The sequence below is a fragment of the Nocardioides allogilvus genome (genome assembly GCF_003047285.1).
Classification (GTDB): Bacteria; Actinomycetota; Actinomycetes; order Propionibacteriales; family Nocardioidaceae; genus Nocardioides; species Nocardioides allogilvus.
The window spans coordinates 78,539-95,271 of sequence record NZ_PZYX01000011.1; the positions used below are offsets into that span (position 1 = coordinate 78,539).

The 16,733-nt window shown below is 70.2% G+C and carries 16 protein-coding genes; 4 read left to right on the forward strand and 12 right to left on the reverse strand.

Annotation, left to right across the window (positions count from 1 at the left end; translation table 11 throughout):
* Positions 1-47 precede the first annotated feature (47 nt).
* Positions 48-593: a SigE family RNA polymerase sigma factor gene (locus C9J87_RS15460; RefSeq protein ID WP_107705990.1), complete on the forward strand. Its 546-nt coding sequence runs from the start codon at positions 48-50 to the stop codon at positions 591-593.
* Positions 590-1,705, forward strand: a complete 1,116-nt coding sequence (locus C9J87_RS15465) for a hypothetical protein (RefSeq protein ID WP_107705964.1) — start codon at positions 590-592, stop codon at positions 1,703-1,705. Before C9J87_RS15460 ends, C9J87_RS15465 begins: the two co-directional genes overlap by 4 nt.
* A 17-nt stretch (positions 1,706-1,722) precedes the next feature.
* Here the strand turns inward: C9J87_RS15465 and C9J87_RS15470 are convergent, their stop codons facing one another.
* From C9J87_RS15470 to C9J87_RS15500, 7 genes are all read right to left on the reverse strand, one after another.
* Entirely contained in the window at positions 1,723-2,994 is a 1,272-nt protein-coding gene (locus C9J87_RS15470; RefSeq protein ID WP_107705965.1) for a gluzincin family metallopeptidase, read from the reverse strand.
* Positions 2,975-4,879, reverse strand: coding sequence for a 1-deoxy-D-xylulose-5-phosphate synthase (gene dxs / locus C9J87_RS15475; protein ID WP_010833212.1), 1,905 nt, complete (start codon positions 4,877-4,879; stop codon positions 2,975-2,977). The genes C9J87_RS15470 and dxs overlap by 20 nt, the downstream gene beginning before the upstream one ends.
* Positions 4,880-4,894: 15 nt before the next feature.
* On the reverse strand, positions 4,895-5,809 hold the full coding sequence (locus C9J87_RS15480; protein ID WP_010833213.1) for an SMP-30/gluconolactonase/LRE family protein: 915 nt from the start codon (positions 5,807-5,809) through the stop codon (positions 4,895-4,897).
* Entirely contained in the window at positions 5,806-6,669 is an 864-nt protein-coding gene (locus C9J87_RS20305) for an NUDIX domain-containing protein (RefSeq protein WP_010833214.1), read from the reverse strand. Before C9J87_RS20305 ends, C9J87_RS15480 begins: the two co-directional genes overlap by 4 nt.
* 22 nt (positions 6,670-6,691) lie before the next feature.
* Positions 6,692-7,060: a hypothetical protein gene (locus C9J87_RS15490; RefSeq protein WP_036490771.1), complete on the reverse strand. Its 369-nt coding sequence runs from the start codon at positions 7,058-7,060 to the stop codon at positions 6,692-6,694.
* 64 nt (positions 7,061-7,124) lie between these two features.
* Entirely contained in the window at positions 7,125-7,430 is a 306-nt protein-coding gene (locus C9J87_RS15495) for a thiamine-binding protein (RefSeq protein WP_107705966.1), read from the reverse strand.
* 69 nt (positions 7,431-7,499) lie between these two features.
* Positions 7,500-8,099, reverse strand: a complete 600-nt coding sequence (locus C9J87_RS15500) for a DUF3105 domain-containing protein (RefSeq protein WP_010833217.1) — start codon at positions 8,097-8,099, stop codon at positions 7,500-7,502.
* Positions 8,100-8,189: 90 nt separating this feature from the next.
* Here C9J87_RS15500 and C9J87_RS15505 point away from each other — a divergent pair, with 90 nt between their 5' ends.
* Together C9J87_RS15505 and C9J87_RS15510 are read left to right on the forward strand one after the other, a co-directional pair.
* Positions 8,190-8,426 (forward strand): hypothetical protein, encoded by a 237-nt coding sequence (locus tag C9J87_RS15505; RefSeq protein ID WP_010833218.1) that lies wholly within the window; start codon positions 8,190-8,192, stop codon positions 8,424-8,426.
* Positions 8,419-9,462 (forward strand): hypothetical protein, encoded by a 1,044-nt coding sequence (locus C9J87_RS15510; protein WP_107705967.1) that lies wholly within the window; start codon positions 8,419-8,421, stop codon positions 9,460-9,462. Before C9J87_RS15505 ends, C9J87_RS15510 begins: the two co-directional genes overlap by 8 nt.
* Before the next feature lie 78 nt (positions 9,463-9,540).
* On the opposite strand, the gene acnA is transcribed toward C9J87_RS15510, so the two are convergent.
* The 5 genes from acnA to C9J87_RS15535 form a co-directional block, all read right to left on the reverse strand.
* Positions 9,541-12,210 (reverse strand): aconitate hydratase AcnA, encoded by a 2,670-nt coding sequence (gene acnA / locus C9J87_RS15515; protein WP_036490773.1) that lies wholly within the window; start codon positions 12,208-12,210, stop codon positions 9,541-9,543.
* Between the two features lie 160 nt (positions 12,211-12,370).
* Complete coding sequence (locus tag C9J87_RS15520; RefSeq protein ID WP_010833221.1) at positions 12,371-12,727, reverse strand: hypothetical protein; 357 nt, start codon at positions 12,725-12,727, stop codon at positions 12,371-12,373.
* Between the two features lie 11 nt (positions 12,728-12,738).
* The gene (locus C9J87_RS15525) at positions 12,739-13,374 is read right to left on the reverse strand and encodes a helix-turn-helix domain-containing protein (RefSeq protein WP_010833222.1); all 636 of its coding nucleotides are present in this window, start codon (positions 13,372-13,374) and stop codon (positions 12,739-12,741) included.
* 165 nt (positions 13,375-13,539) lie between these two features.
* Entirely contained in the window at positions 13,540-14,670 is a 1,131-nt protein-coding gene (locus tag C9J87_RS15530) for a class I SAM-dependent RNA methyltransferase (protein ID WP_107705968.1), read from the reverse strand.
* Positions 14,667-16,727, reverse strand: coding sequence for an APC family permease (locus C9J87_RS15535; protein WP_010833279.1), 2,061 nt, complete (start codon positions 16,725-16,727; stop codon positions 14,667-14,669). The genes C9J87_RS15530 and C9J87_RS15535 overlap by 4 nt, the downstream gene beginning before the upstream one ends.
* Positions 16,728-16,733: the final 6 nt, after the last annotated feature.

Sequence of the window (16,733 nt, forward strand, 5' to 3'; positions counted from 1 at the left end):
CGGGTGAGAGCAACACCCACACGTCACGACGAACCAGGAGCAGCACCATGGCACGACGCGATCCGGCGGACTTCGCCGAGTTCGTCGCTGCGCGGTCGTCGGCCCTGCACCGCGCGGCATACCTCATGGTGGGCGAGCGCCAGCTCGCCCAGGACCTCCTCCAGGAGGCCCTGACCAAGACGTATGTCGCGTGGCCGCGGCTGCGCGATCCCAGCAAGGCCGAGGCCTACACCCGCAGGGTCATCACCACGACCGCCATCACGTGGTACCGGCGCAAGTCCTGGCAGGGCGAGCGCCCGACCGAGACGCTGCCGGAGACGATCGCGGGCGGGCACGACGACGCCGTCACCCAGCGGGAGTGGCTCTGGGCAGCCCTCCAGGAGCTGCCTCCCCGCCAGCGCGCAGCGATCGTGCTGCGCTTCTACGAAGACCTCACCGAGGCCCAGACCGCCGCTGCGATGGACTGCGCCGTCGGCACCGTGAAGAGCCAGGTGTCCGCTGGCCTCACCAAGCTGCGCGCCCAGCTCGGCGACCGGTTCGGCGAGCACGCCACGGACCTCCTCCCCGCCAACCTGATGACGGTGACCCCATGACAGAGCTGCTGAAGGACATGATGAACGAGCGTGCCGACGCCCTCGGCGCCCCGGACCTCGACGTGCTGGGCATGGTGCGCGAGGGCAACCGGCGCGTGGCGCGCCGGCGCACCGCGGTGCTCGGTGCCGGTGCAGCTGCGGCCGTCGTCGCGGCGATCGCCGTACCCACCCTGCTGCCGGAGGCCGAACAGCGCGCGCAGGAGCCGTCCTTCGCGTCCGTCTTCACCGCCGGCGAGCCGTCCTACGCCGTCGGCTCGCAGGTGTACGTCGACGGCCGCACCTTCGACGTCGGCCGCCCGGTGCATGCCTACGTGCAGACCACGGTCGGGGTCGTCTTCAGCGACCGGTCCGGCACCGTGTGGGCCAGCGACGGCACCGAGACCGTCGAGATCGGCACGACCGACGCGAAGCGCGCACACCTCGAGGCCGACGACTCACGCGCCGCGTGGACCGAGTACGTCGACGGCACCGCGCCGCAGTACACCGTCTACGACCAGGCGAGCGGCGAGGTCGAGCGCAGCGTGTTCCAGACCGGCAACGACGGTCCCACGGAGTACGACGACGCCCTGCTCGCCGTCGACGGCGACGACGTCTACGTCCGCGACAGCCGCGGCATCGTCCGCTGGAACGTCGAGACCGGCGACCAGACGTCGCTCGGTCGGCCCCTCGGAGCGCAGGTCGAGGACGTGAAGTCGGGCGTGATCGCCTATGCGATCCCGAACACCGACGACGCGGTCGGCGGCACAGTCATCCACTTCGGTCGGGCCTTCGACACGGCCGTCGCGAGCGGGCTGCGCGACACCGAGGTGCTCGCGCTCTCCCCCGACGGCAGCACCGCGGTCGGCGAGCCCACGCCCGACACCCCGGCGCTGGCCGACACGGCCACCGGCGAGGTGACGGCGATCGAGAACCCCGGCTACGAGTACTTCACCGGCTTCGGCTGGGTCGACGACGACACCTATGTCGGGATCGGGCTCGGCAACCCGTGGGTGAGCACCCCGGCCGACCTGCTCGAGTGCGAGGTCGGTGGCGCGTGCAGTGTCACCGGCTCGGCGATCGGGACGCTCGACGCCGGCCTGGTCGTCCCCCTCGGCGTGCCGATGCAGGACTGAGCCGCACCAGCCAGGCGTCAGCCGTACGTCGCCAGGATCCGTTTGGCCGCCTCGCGGGCCAGCTGCCCCGACCCCATCTGCAACGTCTGCTGCAGCTCGTCGGCCTGGTCGGTGGGGCTGGCCGCGGCGAGCTCGTCGAGCAGGCGCCACAGCATCGCCTCGCCGTACATCTCGACGATCGCCTCGCAGGCCCACCAGGAGAGGCCGTAGTGGGCGGCCTGGTCCTCGTCGTTGTAGTCGAGGTCGGCGGGCAGGTCCTCGACCCCGGCCGCGGCCGCGTCGATGGCGGCCTGGCTGATCAGGCGCTGGTCCTCGGGCAGGGGCTGGACCGACACCCACTCGGCGATGCCTTCGCCCAGCCAGGTCGGGACGTCGTCGTCGAGGCTGCCGAGCGCGACGTGGGTGAGCTCGTGGCGGATCAGCCGCGCGAGCTGCTGGGCGTTGCTGTCGAGCATCCGCGGGTGCAGCAGGAAGCGGGTGCCCGCCAGGGGGTCGCCGTCCTCCCCGTCGAGCCGGACCGGCACCGGGAACGAGACGGCGTCGAGCGCGTCCGGGTCCTGCGCCGGGAGGTTGTCGAGGCCGGCCAGCAGGTCGGTGTCGGACAGCGCGTAGACCACGACGTGGCCGTCCCAGTCGTAGGGCACGACCTGGGACACCTGCCCGATCCCCACCTCGACGGCGTTGATGACGTCGCGGGCCCGGACGACGCTCCGGGCATCGAAGATCCCCAGCACCCCGCCGCCGGAGACGACCGAGATGGCGCGGCTGTCCCAGGGCTGGACGTCGACGCCGTTGCGTTGCTCCCAGGAGCGGTCGCGGTCGCTGGCGATGCGCAGCCCGTCGTCCTCGGGGTCGAGGGTGAAGTGGAACCGTGCGGGACGCACGACCGGCAGCGCGTCATAGCCCTCGAGCTGGAGCTCCATCTCGACCACGGCGTCGAAGCCACCGGCCGTGCGCACCATCGAACTCTCGTCGACGCTGTAGGTCAGCTGGGCGATGGGAAGCTGGGCGAGGTTGTCGAAGTAGACCCGCTCCCGATCGACGAACTTCACCTGGGAGCGGTCGATGGTCGCCAGGAAGGCCCGCAGGTTTCGCTTCTTCAGGGCCCGGGCGCGCTGGCGCAGGACCTGCTCCATGAGGGGCACGACGTCGGCGGTGGTCTGCCCCTCGGCCGATGACTCCGGTGACAGGTCCTCGGTGCAGCCGCTCAACGCAGGAGCGAGCAGGAGCACCAGCGCGACCAGCGAGGCTGCGCGCCGGACCCACGCGTCAGGCCGGGTGGTCGACATCGTGCAGGGCCCGACCGTCGGCGACGGCTGTGACGTCCTCGACGATCTCGCGCGCGATGGTCTGCGCGTCGAGGCCGACGCGGCTCAAGATGACGTCGCGCTTGGCGTGGTCGAGGAACTCCTGGGGAATCCCGTGCAGGCGGAACGGCGTGGTGACACGGGCATCGTTGAGGGTCTGCAGCAGCACAGCTCCGCAGCCGCCGACCCGGCCGTTGTCCTCGATGCTCACGACGAGGGCGTGCTGGCGGGCCAGGTCGACGATCGCGGGGTCGACCGGCTTGACCCAGCGCGGGTCGAGCACCGTCACGCCGATGCCCTGGGCAGTGAGTCGCTCCGCCACGTCGAGCGCGACGGTGCACATCGAGCCCACCGCGACGATCAGCACGTCCTGCTCGCCGCTGCGCACCAGCACGTCGGCCGCGCCCGCCTTGGCGATGGCCGGGATGTCGGCCGGCGGCGGGCCCTTGGGGAAGCGCACCACGGTCGGGGCGTCGTCGACCTCGACCGCCTCGTCGAGGAGCTCGCCGAGGCGGGTCACGTCGCGGGGAGCGGCCAGCCGCAGGCTCGGCACGACCTGCAGGATCGACATGTCCCACATGCCGTTGTGGCTGGCGCCGTCGTCGCCGGTCACGCCGGAGCGGTCGAGGACGAAGGTGACGCCGCACTTGTGCAGCGCGACGTCCATCAGCACCTGGTCGAAGGCGCGGTTGAGGAAGGTCGCATAGACGGCGAAGACCGGGTGCAGCCCGCCCATCGCAAGCCCGGCGGCCGACGTCGTGGCGTGCTGCTCGGCGATCCCGACGTCGAAGGTGCGCTCGGGGAACTTCACCGCGAAGGTGTCGAGGCCGACCGGGTGCATCATCGCGGCGGTGATCGCCACGACGTCCTCACGTCGCTCGCCGATCTCGACGATCTTGTCGGAGAAGTGGTCGGTCCAGATGCGGCCCTTCGGCTTCTCCGCGCCCGTCTGGACGTCGAAGGGACCGGGCCCGTGGAACTGGTCGGCCTCGTGCCGCTCGGCCGGGTCGTAGCCGTAGCCCTTGCGGGTGATCGCGTGCACGATGACCGGTCCGCCGAAGCGCTTGGCGTGCGTGAGCGCCTGCTCCATCGCGTCCCGGTCGTGCCCGTCGACGGGCCCGACGTACTTCAGCCCGAGGTCCTCGAAGAGACCCTGCGGGGCGAGCGCGTCCTTCATGCCCTTCTTGACCGCGTGGAGGGCGTCGTACGCCGCGTGGCCGACGCCCGGAACGGCGTTGAGGCGCTTCTTCACGAGGTCGAGGACCTGCTCGTAGCGAGGGTTGGTGCGCAGCGTGGTGAGCGCAGTCGCGAGGCCCCCGATGGTCGGGGTGTAGGAGCGCTCGTTGTCGTTGACGACGATGACGAGCTTCGAGTCGCGGGCGATCGCGATGTTGTTCAGGGCCTCCCAGGCCATGCCGCCGGTCAGCGCGCCGTCGCCGATCACGGCCACGACGTGCCTGTTCTCGCCCCTGACGCGGTAGGCCTTCGCCAGCCCGTCGGCGTACGACAGAGAGGTCGAGGCGTGGGAGTTCTCCACGATGTCGTGCTCGGACTCGGCCTGGCACGGGTAGCCGCTGACGCCGCCCTCCTGGCGGAGCTTCTCGAAGCCGGCCTTGCGGCCGGTGAGCAGCTTGTGGACATAGGCCTGGTGACCGGTGTCGAACACGACGCGGTCACGTGGGGAGTCGAAGACCCGGTGGATGGCCATCGTCAGCTCGACGACGCCGAGGTTGGGCCCTAGGTGGCCGCCGGTGCGCGCAACGGTCGAGATGAGGAAGTCGCGGATCTCACCGGCCAGCGCGTCCAGCTCGGCGGCCGAGAGGGAGCGCAGGTCCTGCGGCGACGTGATCGACTCGAGATGACCCATGTCGCGGAGTCTATTTCATGGCAGGTCGAGGACCGCCACCGCAGGCTCGTGCAGGCTGCCCATCCAGACGCGCCCGGCGTGCTCGCGCACCCCGGTGACCATGTGGAAGCCCTGGTCCGACAGGTCGATGTCGTGGACGAGGGTCCCGGCGTCGTCGAACGCCTGCACCCGGATCGTGCGCTTCGGCTTGGGCTGGAGCTTCTCGGGGATCCGGGTAACGAGCTTGCGCAGCGCCATCGGCGCCGTCTGCAGCCGCTCGACCAGCGGGTCCTTCGGCGAGGCGATGGTGACCCAGATCAGGCCGTCGCTCCCCCGCGCGATGTTGTCGGGGTAGCCGGGCAGGTCGCGCACCAGGAAGTCGCGCTCGCCGGCGCGCGGACCGGCGATCCACCAGCGGACGACGGTGCGCGCGCCTGTCTCGGCGACGGCGACGAACTGCTCGTCGCGGCTCAGCGCAACCCCGTTGGCGAACGCGAGGTCGTCGATCAGCACGGTGACCGTGCCGTCGAGGTCGCGCCGGCACAGTCGGCCGGTGCGGGTGTGCTGGACGAAGTCGTCCTTCCACTCGTGGATGCCGTAGTGCAGGGACGAGTCGCTGAACCAGATGGTGCCGTCGGCGGCGATCGCTGCGTTGTTGCAGAAGCGCATCCGCTTGCCGTCGATGTCGCTCAGCAGCGTCTCGATCGAGCCGTCGGCGACGTGCACGACGAGCAGCCCGGCGTCGGCGTCGCAGACGAGCAGGTCGCCGTCGGCGAAGAGCTCGAGCCCGAGGGGGCGACCGCCGGTGTGGGCGACCTTGTCGATGCGGCGGCCGTCCGCGCTGAGGCGCCAGATCAGGCCGTCCTCCGTGCCGGTGTAGACGCTGCCCTCGGGGGCGACGACCACGTCCTCCGCGCCGTGTCCCGGAACCTGGTGGACGGTGAAGGTCATGGGTGCGCTCCTACGAGTCGGCGGTAGTGGTCGGAATCCAGGAAGGCCGGGACGATGACAGCGGCCGCGGAGCTCAGGTCGAGGCCCCGGGCCCGGGTGGGTTCGACGAAGACGATCTGGCGTCCTTCGTTGCACTCGATGCCGGCGTCGGTGAGGTCGGTGGCCGCGACGAAGACCTGCATCCGGTCCCACGTGCCGTAGGCGTCGCGGTGGTCGACCATGAACTCGCCGAAGACCTCGAGCTCCCCCGGCGCCAACCGCACGCCGGTCTCCTCCGCGAGCTCGCGGTGTGCACCGGTCTCGAAGCCCTCGCCCGGGTCGAGGTGGCCGCCGGCGAGTCCCCACTTCTCCGGGTCGATGCGTGGGTGCTCGTCGCGCTCCTGCAACAGGATCCAGCCGCGGGCGTCCACCAGGATCACGCCGGCGAAGCAGCGCAGCGGCTCGGTGTCCGCGCCCCGCCAGGCATCCACCTGCCGCAGCTGCATGCGAGCAGCCGGGATGAGGTCGAGGTCGCCGAACGTCGCCGGATCGACGAAGACCATCTGCCGCCCCTCACCACACACGACGTCGGCGTCGGTCACGTCGAGCGCCACGGCGAAGAGCTCGAAATCGTCCTCAGCCCCACACGAGTTGCTGAAGAAGCGGGTGACGCCCAGGCTGGTGAGCTCGTCCGGCCCGACCTCCAGGCCCGTCTCCTCGGCGAGCTCGCGCACCGCGGCCGTGAGGTGGTCCTCGCCGGCCTCGAGCCCTCCGCCCGGCAGGCACCAGAGGTCGGGATCGACCGGCGCGTGCTCGTCGCGCTCCTGGAGGAGGATCCAGCCGCGGGCATCGACGACGGCGACGGACGCGAAGGTGTGCACCCGCTGGACACTAGCGACCCGCTCACAGCCGCGCGGTGTAGCGCCGCCCGCGCAGCGCGTCCTCGACCAGCCCGACCGCACGCCGGGTCGCGAGCAGCCGCGCCTCGTCGAGCTGGAAGGTGATGACGGCAGCCTCCACCACCTCGAGCGTGGCGAAGTCCTTGAGGTCGGACCGGATCTGGCTCAGCCCGCGACGACACGCGGCCTGCTGCGCCTCGACGTGGAGTACGGCGAAGCGCGCGAGCACCACGACATGGCGCCGCAGCCCGGCGTAGCGGCGGTACTCGGCCGGGCACAGGTCGAGCAACCAGCTGGCGGCCGTGGCCTCCCAGTCGGGCGCGTCCGGCGGCCGGACCTCGCGAGGCCATCCGGGTGGTGCGACAGGCCTCATCCGCCCAGTGTGCGTCGAACACATGTTCGAGTCAATTGGCCGATCAGTCAGCCCGTCGCGGACCTCACTGCCCGTCGGCCAGCGCCTGCTCGATCCGCTCGACCTTCGCGGTCAGCTGGTCGGCGTACCCCGGCCGGATGTCGGCCTTGAGCACGAGTCCGACGCGTGGCGACACCTCGGCGACGACGTCGACGGCACGCTTGACGACGGCCATCACCTCGTCCCACTCCCCCTCGATCGTGGTGAACATCGAGGTGGTCTCGTGGGGCAGGCCCGACTCGCGCACGACCCGGACGGCGGCCGCGACGGCCTCCGTGACCGAGCCGGTCGGGTCGCTGGTGGTCGGGGAGAGCGAGAAGGCGGCAAGCATGCAGCCACGGTAGCGACCTCGACTTCCTGCAGCGCTGACGCGCCCGAGCCTGCGGCGTACGGCGCCGGGTCAGACGCCGACGCCGGGCGCGGGCGCTGCCCCGGTCGGGTCGGGCGTGCCCCCGTGGCACGTGACCCCGGTCTCCGGCGCGGTGTGCCCGTCGCCGTACTCCGTCAAGAAGAGCTCGAGCCGCTCGTCGTGGGCACCGTCGAGGGCAAGCTGCGCACCCCACACCGTGAGCACCACCGGCGACGCCAGGTCCGCACGCGGCGACATGATCGCGTTGTCGGGCAGGGCTGCGGCCAGCCGTTCGAGGTCGCGCGCGGGCAGCGACGGGTCGTGGGTGAGCCAGACCGTGCCGTGCTCGAGGTCGTGCACGGCGTTCTCCTCGCGCACGGGCACCTCGTAGACCCCGCACTCGAGCCAGACCGGCGCGTGGTCGCCACCCACGGGCGGGTTCTGCGGGTAGGTCAGGTCCGCGTCGCTGTGGGCGCGAGCGGTGATGTCGTAGGTCGCGACCTCCGACAGGTCGGCCGGGGCACGCTCGTAGCCCGCCAGGCGGGCGATGAGCGGCGCGCCGAGGGCGCCGCCGAGCACGACCACCGACACCGCCGATGACAAGACCAGGGTCAACCGGGACGGCCGCGCCGCCTCTTCCGTGTCGCTCACCGCGTCAGGTTACGGGTCCGTGGGACACCCGCCACGGGCGCCTCTCGATCGCTACGCTCTCGCCACCGACCACCAAGGAGATCAGCGAGCATGAACACCGAGCTCTCACGGCTTGCGGAGCGGCTGGGGGTCACCACAGGCCGTCTGCAGCCCCTTCAGGCCCTCGCCAAGCGCGACGTCCAGCAACTCGACGACCTCGTGTCCTCGACGATGACCAGCGGCGCGGAGGCCTTCGACAAGGGCATCGAGGAGGCGTTGCGCTTCGTGCCTCGCCCCCTGCGCGGTACGGCGCGCTCCCTGCTGTTCCCCGGAGGCGACCGTGGCTGACCTGCAGACGGCCGTCGAGCTGACCAAGCTGGCGCGCGAGCTGGACGTGCCCGACTCCGACCTGGCGTTCCTGGCCCCCATCGGCGCCGACGCGCTCCGGGACCTGCGAGCCGACATCTCCGAGGCGATCTTCGCCGCCCACGCGCCCCAGCTGCACCGGATCGCCGCCCTCACCACGTTGCTGCCGATCACGCTGACCACCAAGATCGCCGAGCTGGCGATGGGACCGGTGCTCTGCGCCAAGATCGCGGCGGTCCTCGAGCCGGCGAACGCGGTCAAGCTGGCCAAGCAGTTCAAGCCCGCCTTCCTCACCGAGGTCAGCCTCAACCTCGAGCCCTCGCGCGCGGCGGCGATCATCTCGGAGCTTCCCGACGCCCTCGTGATCGACGTCGGCACGCGGCTGCTCACGATGGGCGAGCTGATCACGCTCGGCCGCTTCGTGTCCTTCGTCGACGTCGACGTCGCCCTCGGCGTGGTCGAGTCCGCGAGCCCGGCCGACCTCCTCCGGGTCGCGGTGTTCACCGAGGACAAGTCGGCCCTTGAGGCGATCGTCAGCGCGCTGCCGGACGAGACGCTCGCGGAGGTGGTGCGGGTCGCCGGCGAGACAGGTCAGTACGACGACGCGGTGACCCTGCTCGAGGCGCTCTCCGCCGAGAGCACCGCACGGCTGCTGGGCCTGGTCGCCGGCATCAGCACCGACCTGATCTCCGGCTTCGTCAGCGCCGTCGACGGCCACGACGCCTGGCCGGCCGTCATCGCCGGGATCGGCGGCCTGGACTCCGAGCAGCTGGCCATGCTGGCCAACCTGCCGGAGATCGCGGATCCCGCGCTCATCGACCGCGTCGTCCGGCACGCCCACCGTGCGGATGCCGCGCCCTCGTTGGTCAAGGCCGTCCTCGTCCTCGACGAGCAGCACCTCGAGGTCGTGTCACAGGCCCCTGCGCTCGCGGAGCCGAAGATCAAGAAGTGGCTGATCGCCACCACCGGGGTGTCCCCCCGACTGGTGAAGGCGGTGCTGAGCGAGCTCGGCGTCTGACCCGGACACCCACCAAGCACGTCGACCCGGCACGAAAGTGCCGGGTCGACGTGTTTCTCAGCCTGTGTCAGGCCTGGGTCAGGCCTTGAGCAGGTTGCGCAGGACGTACTGCATGATCCCGCCGTTGCGGTAGTAGTTGGCCTCGCCCGGGGTGTCGATGCGGACGACCGCGTCGAACGTGACGTCGCCCGCGGTGACCTTGACGGTCTTCGGGGTGGCGCCGTCGTTGAGGGCGGTGATCCCGGAGAACGAGAACTCCTCCTCACCGGTGAGACCCAGCGACTCGGCCGTCTGGCCCTGCGGGAACTGCAGCGGGATGACGCCCATGCCGATCAGGTTGGAGCGGTGGATGCGCTCGTAGGACTCCGCGATGACGGCCTTGACGCCGAGCAGCGAGGTGCCCTTGGCCGCCCAGTCGCGCGACGAGCCGGAGCCGTACTCCTTGCCCGCGAGCACGACCAGCGGGATGCCCGCGGCGATGTAGTGCTCCGAGGCCTCGAACACGCTGGTGACCTCGCCACCGGCGGTGAAGTCACGGGTGACGCCGCCCTCGGTGCCGGGCGCCAGCTGGTTGCGCAGGCGGATGTTGGCGAACGTGCCCCGGATCATGACCTCGTGGTTGCCGCGGCGCGAGCCGTAGGAGTTGAAGTCACGCTGCTCGACACCGTGCTCGGCGAGGTAGCGACCGGCCGGGCTGTCCTTCTTGATCGCACCAGCAGGGCTGATGTGGTCGGTGGTGACCGAGTCGCCGAGCTTGAGCAGCACGCGAGCACCCGCGATGTCCTCGACCGGGGTCGGCTCGTCGGGCATGCCGTCGAAGTACGGCGCCCGGCGGACGTAGGTGGAGTTCTCGTCCCACTCGAAGGTGTTGCCCTCGGGCGTGGGCAGCGACTGCCAGCGCTCGTCACCGGCGAAGACGTCCTTGTAGGAGTCGCCGAACATCTCGGAGTTGATCGCCATCGCGATCGTCTCCTCGATCTCGGTCGGCGTCGGCCAGATGTCCTTGAGGAAGACGTCGTTGCCGTCCTGGTCCTGGCCGAGCGGGTCGCCGAACAGGTCGAGGTCCATCGAACCGGCCAGCGCGTAGGCCACCACGAGCGGCGGCGACGCGAGGTAGTTCATCTTGATGTCGGGGTTGATCCGACCCTCGAAGTTGCGGTTGCCAGACAGCACGCTGGTCACGGCCAGGTCTGCCTCGTTGACCGCGGCCGACACCTCGGGGATGAGCGGGCCCGAGTTGCCGATGCAGGTCGTGCAGCCGTAGCCGACCAGGTTGAAGCCCAGCTTGTCGAGGTAGGGCGTGAGGCCCGACTTCTCGTAGTAGTCGCTGACGACCTTGGAGCCGGGGGCGAGCGTGGTCTTGACCCACGGCTTGCGCTGCAGGCCCTTCTCGACCGCCTTCTTGGCCAGCAGCGCCGCACCGATCATCACGCTCGGGTTGGAGGTGTTGGTGCAGCTGGTGATCGCGGCGATCGTGACCGCGCCGTGCCCGATCTCGTAGTCCTGTCCGTCGAGGGTGACGGTGGCCTTCGCGTCGGGGTTCTCGGTGTAGTCGGCGAGGGCGGTGCGGAAGCTCTCCTGCGCCTTCGTGACCTCGACCCGGTCCTGCGGACGCTTGGGTCCGGCGAGGCTCGGGACGACGGTGGAGACGTCGAGCTCGAGTTTCTCGCTGTAGCGCGGCTCGGCGCTCGGGTCGTGCCAGAGACCCTGCTCCTTGGCGTAGGTCTCGACCAGCGCGAGCTGCTCCTCGGACCGGCCGGTCAGGCGGAGGTAGTCGACGGTCTGCTGGTCGATCGGGAAGACCGCGATCGTGGAGCCGAACTCGGGGCTCATGTTGCCGATCGTGGCGCGGTTGGCCAGCGGCAGTGCGGAGACGCCGGGGCCGTAGAACTCGACGAACTTGCCGACGACGCCGTGCTTGCGCAGCATCTCGGTGATCGTGAGCACGAGGTCGGTGGCGGTCGCACCCTCGGGCAGGTCGCCGTTGAGCTTGAAGCCGACGACGCGCGGGATCAGCATGCTGACCGGCTGGCCGAGCATGGCGGCCTCGGCCTCGATGCCGCCGACGCCCCAGCCGACGACGCCGATGCCGTTGACCATGGTGGTGTGGGAGTCGGTGCCGACGCAGGTGTCGGGGTAGGCCTGGAGCTCACCGTCGATCTCACGCGTGAACACGGTGCGGGCGAGGTGCTCGATGTTGACCTGGTGCACGATGCCGGTGCCGGGCGGGACGACCTTGAAGTCGTCGAACGCACCCTGGCCCCAGCGCAGGAACTGGTAGCGCTCGCGGTTGCGCTCGTACTCGATCTCGACGTTGCGCTCGAAGGCCTCAGGCGTGCCGAAGACGTCGGCGATGACCGAGTGGTCGATGACCATCTCGGCGGGCGCGAGCGGGTTGATCTTGGTGGCGTCGCCGCCGAGCTCGGCCATGGCCTCACGCATCGTGGCGAGGTCGACGACACAGGGCACACCGGTGAAGTCCTGCATGATCACGCGCGCCGGCGTGAACTGGATCTCCTTGTCGGGCTCGGCCGACTCGTCCCACCCGGCGAGCGCCTTGATGTCGTCGGCGGTGATGTCCGCGCCGTCCTCCGTGCGGAGGAGGTTCTCGAGGAGCACCTTGAGGCTGAACGGCAGCGAGTCGACGTCGAGTCCGTCACCCTTCACCGCGTCCAGGCGGAAGATCTCGTAGGACTTGCCGTCCACGTCGAGGGTGCTCTTGGCACCGAAGCTGTCCTGACTGGCCATCCGCCACATCTCCTGAGTTGTCTTCGTGGATCACTGAGCCGTGTGCCGCCCATCTTGCCGCCGCACAGTGAAGGCGGGGAAGCAAGGCGACCCTAAGTTCGGGTCCGGGGCCTACGGCGTTTTTGTCTTGACATCAAGATACATGACGCCGAGAGAGGTGTCACGCGATGCCCGCCCGCGCGTCGAGCCGCTGGAGCAGGTCGTGGGCCGCCAGCTCGACCGCCTTGTGCCGCCACTCCGCCGCCCGGTAGACGCAGGCGATCAGTCCGCTGCGATGGACACGGCGCAGGTCGCCGTACACGAACGCGTAGCGCGCCTTGGTCTCGTCGTTCGCCCCCTCGGTCAGGCCCAGGTGCCAGGCGGCGTAGTCCTGCCACGGGTGGGAGTCCAGATAGGCGTTCTCAGCACCGGCGCCGGGCTGGATCTCGCCCCAGTCACTGTCGAGGGCGTACTGGCGAGCGGTGATGAGGGTGCGGGCGTGCTCGACCGCGTCAGGGTTGACGGTGTAGGTCGCCATGCACGTCGACGCTACTCACGTCTGGGCATTCGCACGAGGGCGAAGTCACCCGGCCTGCGGTTGCGGGACTTCTTCGTGTCCGCCAGCGCCCATGCGGGGATCCTCACCCGCGAGCGGCGAGACGGTCGCCAGCCCTCCCGCGCCTCGGCGACCAGCTCCCGCCACGTCGGGTGGTCGTCGCGATCGGCCAAGGAGGGCGGCCGGACGAACGGCCACCACCTGCTGTAGCGCACCCGCGGCAGCTCCAGCTCAGCCGATCGGCCGAGGATCTCGTTGTACCAAGGGGTCGTCTCCGACCCCTCCGGCGCCCACCAACCCTCCGCCCACACGAACGCGTGCGCCGGATAGCGCCGGTCGCCCGCGTCCCTCGCAGCGTCGCGGCGCATGGGCTTCACGCGCTCACCGTCGCCGTTCACCGCGGCCAGGCCCAGCTTCGCGAGCTCCAGGATGCGCACCAGCATCCGAGCCGTGGGTGAGGTCCGACCGGTCTCCCACTTGGCGACCGCCGACTGCGACACCCCCAGCTGGTGCGCCAGCTCTCGCTGCGACCACCTCGCCAAGCGGCGTACGCGTCGAATCAGCCCCGGGACGTCCTGGTCGTCCGCACCCGACTCGACGGACCGTGTCTCCTGCTCCTGGCTCTCCATCCATCTCCCCCGATGGTCGCTCGATCTGTCCTGGAGCCATGACAGCAGGAGCCACCGACACCGGCCCTACGACCTGAGTCCGGTGAAGACTCAGGTCAAAGGGCCGGGCAGGGAAGGCAGCGGCAGGGTGGCGGCCGGGCGGGCAGCCCCGACCGAACCCGGTGTTCAGCGCGTGAGCAGCGCGACGCACTCGACGTGGTGGGTCATCGGGAAGAGGTCGAAGGCCCGGAGCCGCTCGAGGCGATAGCCGTGCTCGGCGAAGATCGCGACGTCGCGAGCCAGGGCAGCCGGGTCACAGGCGACGTAGGCGACGGCGCGGGGTGCGCGGTCGACGACCTGCTCGACGACGACCCGTTTGGCTCCCTCGCGGGGCGGGTCGAGGACGACGAGGTCGATGGGTTCGTCGTACGCCGCCGCGAGCACCTTCTCCACGGGGCCGCACTCGACGACGGCGCCCTGGTGGGAGGCGAGGTTCTCCTTCGAGTGCCGAGAAGCAGCCCGGTCAGCCTCGACGGCGATCACCCGGGTGCCGTCGCCGACGGCATCGGCCAGGAATCGGGCGAAGAGGCCCACCCCGGCGTAGAGGTCGAGGACCCGCTCCCCCGGCTGGGGATCGAGCATGGTGAGCACCGAGGACACCAGCGTGGAGGGGGCACCAGGGTGGACCTGCCAGAAGCCATCAGCCTCCACCAGGAAGTGGCGATCCAGCACGGACTCGGTCAGCGTTAGCCCGGGTGTCGGTTCACGGGCATCGACGGTCGCGATCAGGCAGTCGTCGACCGGCACGACCCGACGCGACCGGTGGGCCCGCAGCCCGCGCTGGCCGTCGGGGGTGTGCGCCCACTGCATGCGGGTCCGCCAGCGCAGGCCCTGCTCGTCCCTGGGGACCGGCTCGACCGTGACGTCGAGGTCGAGGCCGGCGAGGCGTCGCAGCTGCTCGGACACCACGGCTCCCTTGAGCGCGCGCTGGGCGGGCAGGGAGACGTGCTGGAAGTCGCAGCCCCCGCACAACCCCGGCCCGGCGACGGGGCAGGGCGCCTGCACCCGGTCGGGTGAGGGGTCGAGGACGCTGATCGCGTCACCGCGCCAGAAGCGGTCGCCGTCCGTGCCCTCAGTGATCTCCAGGACGACCTGCTCACCCGGCAGGCAGTGCCGCGTGAACACCACCCGTGACTCGGGCTCCGGGAGCCGGACGATGCAGTGGCCACCGTGGGCGACCGGGCCCACGACCGCCTCGAAGCGCTCGCCGACCCGCGAGCGACCGCGCTCCTTTCGGGGACGGGCGTGCCGGCTCACGGATCGATCCGGCGGTCGTGGTCGACGTCGCCCGTGTCGCGCATGACGCGACCCCGGCGCAGGTCGCCGGCCTGGACGCGCTTGTCCTCGCGGGACCCACGCTCCTGCGCGATCAGCGAGGACCGCAGCTGGTAGGGCACCGAGATGACCATGACACCGGGGGTGAACAGTAACCGGCCCTTGAGCCGCAGGGCGGTCTGGTTGTGCAGGATCTGCTCCCACCAGCGGCCCACGACGTACTCGGGGATGTAGACGGCGACGACCCCGCGCGGGTTGGACCGGCGGATCTCCTGGGCGTACTCGACGATCGGGCGCACGATCTCGCGGTACGGCGAGTGCAGCACCTTGAGCGGGGTGCCCAGGTTGCGCTCGTCCCAGTCCTCCAGCAGCTTGTTCGTCGCTGCGGCGTCGATCGAGACGTAGACACCCTCGAGCAGGTTGGGTCGGGTCGCCTTGGCGAACGCCAGAGCCCGCAGGGTCGGCTTGTGCAGCTTGGAGACGAGGACGATGGCGTGCACGCGCGTCGGCAGCAGCTTGTCCTGCTCGTCGGCGGCGAGCTCGGTCTCGACCATCGCGTAGTGGTTGCTGATGCCCTTCATGACGAGGAAGAACACGACCATCGCGATGATCGTGATCCAGGCACCCGACAGGAACTTGGTGACCAGGACGATCACCAGCACCACCGCGGTCATGCAGAGGCCGAACGTGTTGATCGCCCGCGACCGCATCATCCGCCGCCGCTCCACGGGGTCGTGGGTGAGCTTCAGGTGACGGGTCCAGTGCCGGATCATCCCGAGCTGGCTCAGGTTGAAGGAGACGAAGACACCCACGATGTAGAGCTGGATCAGCTTGGTCGTCTCGGCCTCGAAGACCACGATCAGCACGATCGACATGGCAGCGAGGAACACGATGCCGTTGCTGTAGGCGAGCCGGTCGCCTCGCGAGCCGAGCGAGCGCGGCGCCAGTCCGTCCTGGGCGAGGATCGAGCCGAGCACCGGGAAGCCGTTGAAGGCCGTGTTGGCCGCGAGGACCAAGATGATGCCGGTGACGGTGACGACGAAGTAGAACCCCGGCGGGAAGCCCTGGAAGACGCCGTTGGCGATCTGGGAGATGACCGGGTGCTGCTCGTAGTCGCCGGGCAGGGCACCGCCGGCGGCGGTCCGCAGCCGTTCGATCTCGTGCGGGTCGACGTACCGGATGCTCATCTGCTTGGCCAGGACGATGACGCTCATCATCATCGAGACGGCGATCAGCCCCAGGAGCAGCAGCGTGGTCGCGGCGTTCTTGCTCTTGGGCCGCTTGAAGGCGGGCACCCCGTTGGAGATCGCCTCGACCCCGGTCAGGGCGGCACACCCCGACGAGAAGGCGCGGGCCAGCAGGAACACCATCGCAACCTGCGTCAGCGGGCCGTCCCAGCCCTCCGCGGGTTCGATCTTGAGGTCGGCACTCTCTGCCATCGGCAGGTCGCCCAGCAGCAGCTGCACGAGGCCGTAGGCGCACATGCCGAGGATGGAGACCATGAAGAGATAGGTCGGTACGGCGAAGAAGGAACCGGACTCGCGCACGCCACGCAGGTTGAGCGCCGTCAGCACCACCACTGCCCCACTGGCCACCAGCGCCTCGTGCCCGATCAGCAGGGGAATCGCACCAGCGGCGTACTGCGACGCCGACGAGATGGACACCGCGACGGTGAGGACGTAGTCGACGAGCAGGGCGCTCGCGACCGTGATCCCCGCGTTGCGCCCCAGGTTGACGGTGGCGACCTCGTAGTCACCGCCACCGGAGGGATAGGCATGCACGGTCTGGCGATAGGACGTCACCACGGTCAGCATCACCAGGGCCACGACCAGGCCGATCTTCCAGCTCCAGGTGTAGGCCGACACGCCCACGACGCTGAGCATGATGAAGATTTCGTCGGGCGCGTAGGCGACCGAGGAGAGAGCGTCGCTGGCGAAGACCGGTAGCGCGATGCGCTTCGGCAACAGCGTCTCGCCGAGCTGGCTGCTGCGGAGCTTGCGCCCCAGCAGGATGCGCTTTGATACGTCGCCGACACTCACGAGGGG

Excerpts from the sequence above, each read along its gene's own strand:
- C9J87_RS15495 (WP_107705966.1), bottom strand. The coding sequence starts at position 7,430 with ATGCTTGCCGCCTTCTCGCTCTCCCCGACCACCAGCGACCCGACCGGC.
- dxs (WP_010833212.1), bottom strand. The coding sequence starts at position 4,879 with ATGGGTCATCTCGAGTCGATCACGTCGCCGCAGGACCTGCGCTCCCTC.
- C9J87_RS15470 (WP_107705965.1), bottom strand. The coding sequence starts at position 2,994 with ATGTCGACCACCCGGCCTGACGCGTGGGTCCGGCGCGCAGCCTCGCTG.
- C9J87_RS15505 (WP_010833218.1), top strand. The coding sequence starts at position 8,190 with ATGAACACCGAGCTCTCACGGCTTGCGGAGCGGCTGGGGGTCACCACA.
- C9J87_RS15465 (WP_107705964.1), top strand. The coding sequence starts at position 590 with ATGACAGAGCTGCTGAAGGACATGATGAACGAGCGTGCCGACGCCCTC.
- C9J87_RS15525 (WP_010833222.1), bottom strand. The coding sequence starts at position 13,374 with ATGGAGAGCCAGGAGCAGGAGACACGGTCCGTCGAGTCGGGTGCGGAC.
- C9J87_RS15460 (WP_107705990.1), top strand. The coding sequence starts at position 48 with ATGGCACGACGCGATCCGGCGGACTTCGCCGAGTTCGTCGCTGCGCGG.
- C9J87_RS15490 (WP_036490771.1), bottom strand. The coding sequence starts at position 7,060 with ATGAGGCCTGTCGCACCACCCGGATGGCCTCGCGAGGTCCGGCCGCCG.
- acnA (WP_036490773.1), bottom strand. The coding sequence starts at position 12,210 with ATGGCCAGTCAGGACAGCTTCGGTGCCAAGAGCACCCTCGACGTGGAC.
- C9J87_RS15480 (WP_010833213.1), bottom strand. The coding sequence starts at position 5,809 with ATGACCTTCACCGTCCACCAGGTTCCGGGACACGGCGCGGAGGACGTG.
- C9J87_RS15520 (WP_010833221.1), bottom strand. The coding sequence starts at position 12,727 with ATGGCGACCTACACCGTCAACCCTGACGCGGTCGAGCACGCCCGCACC.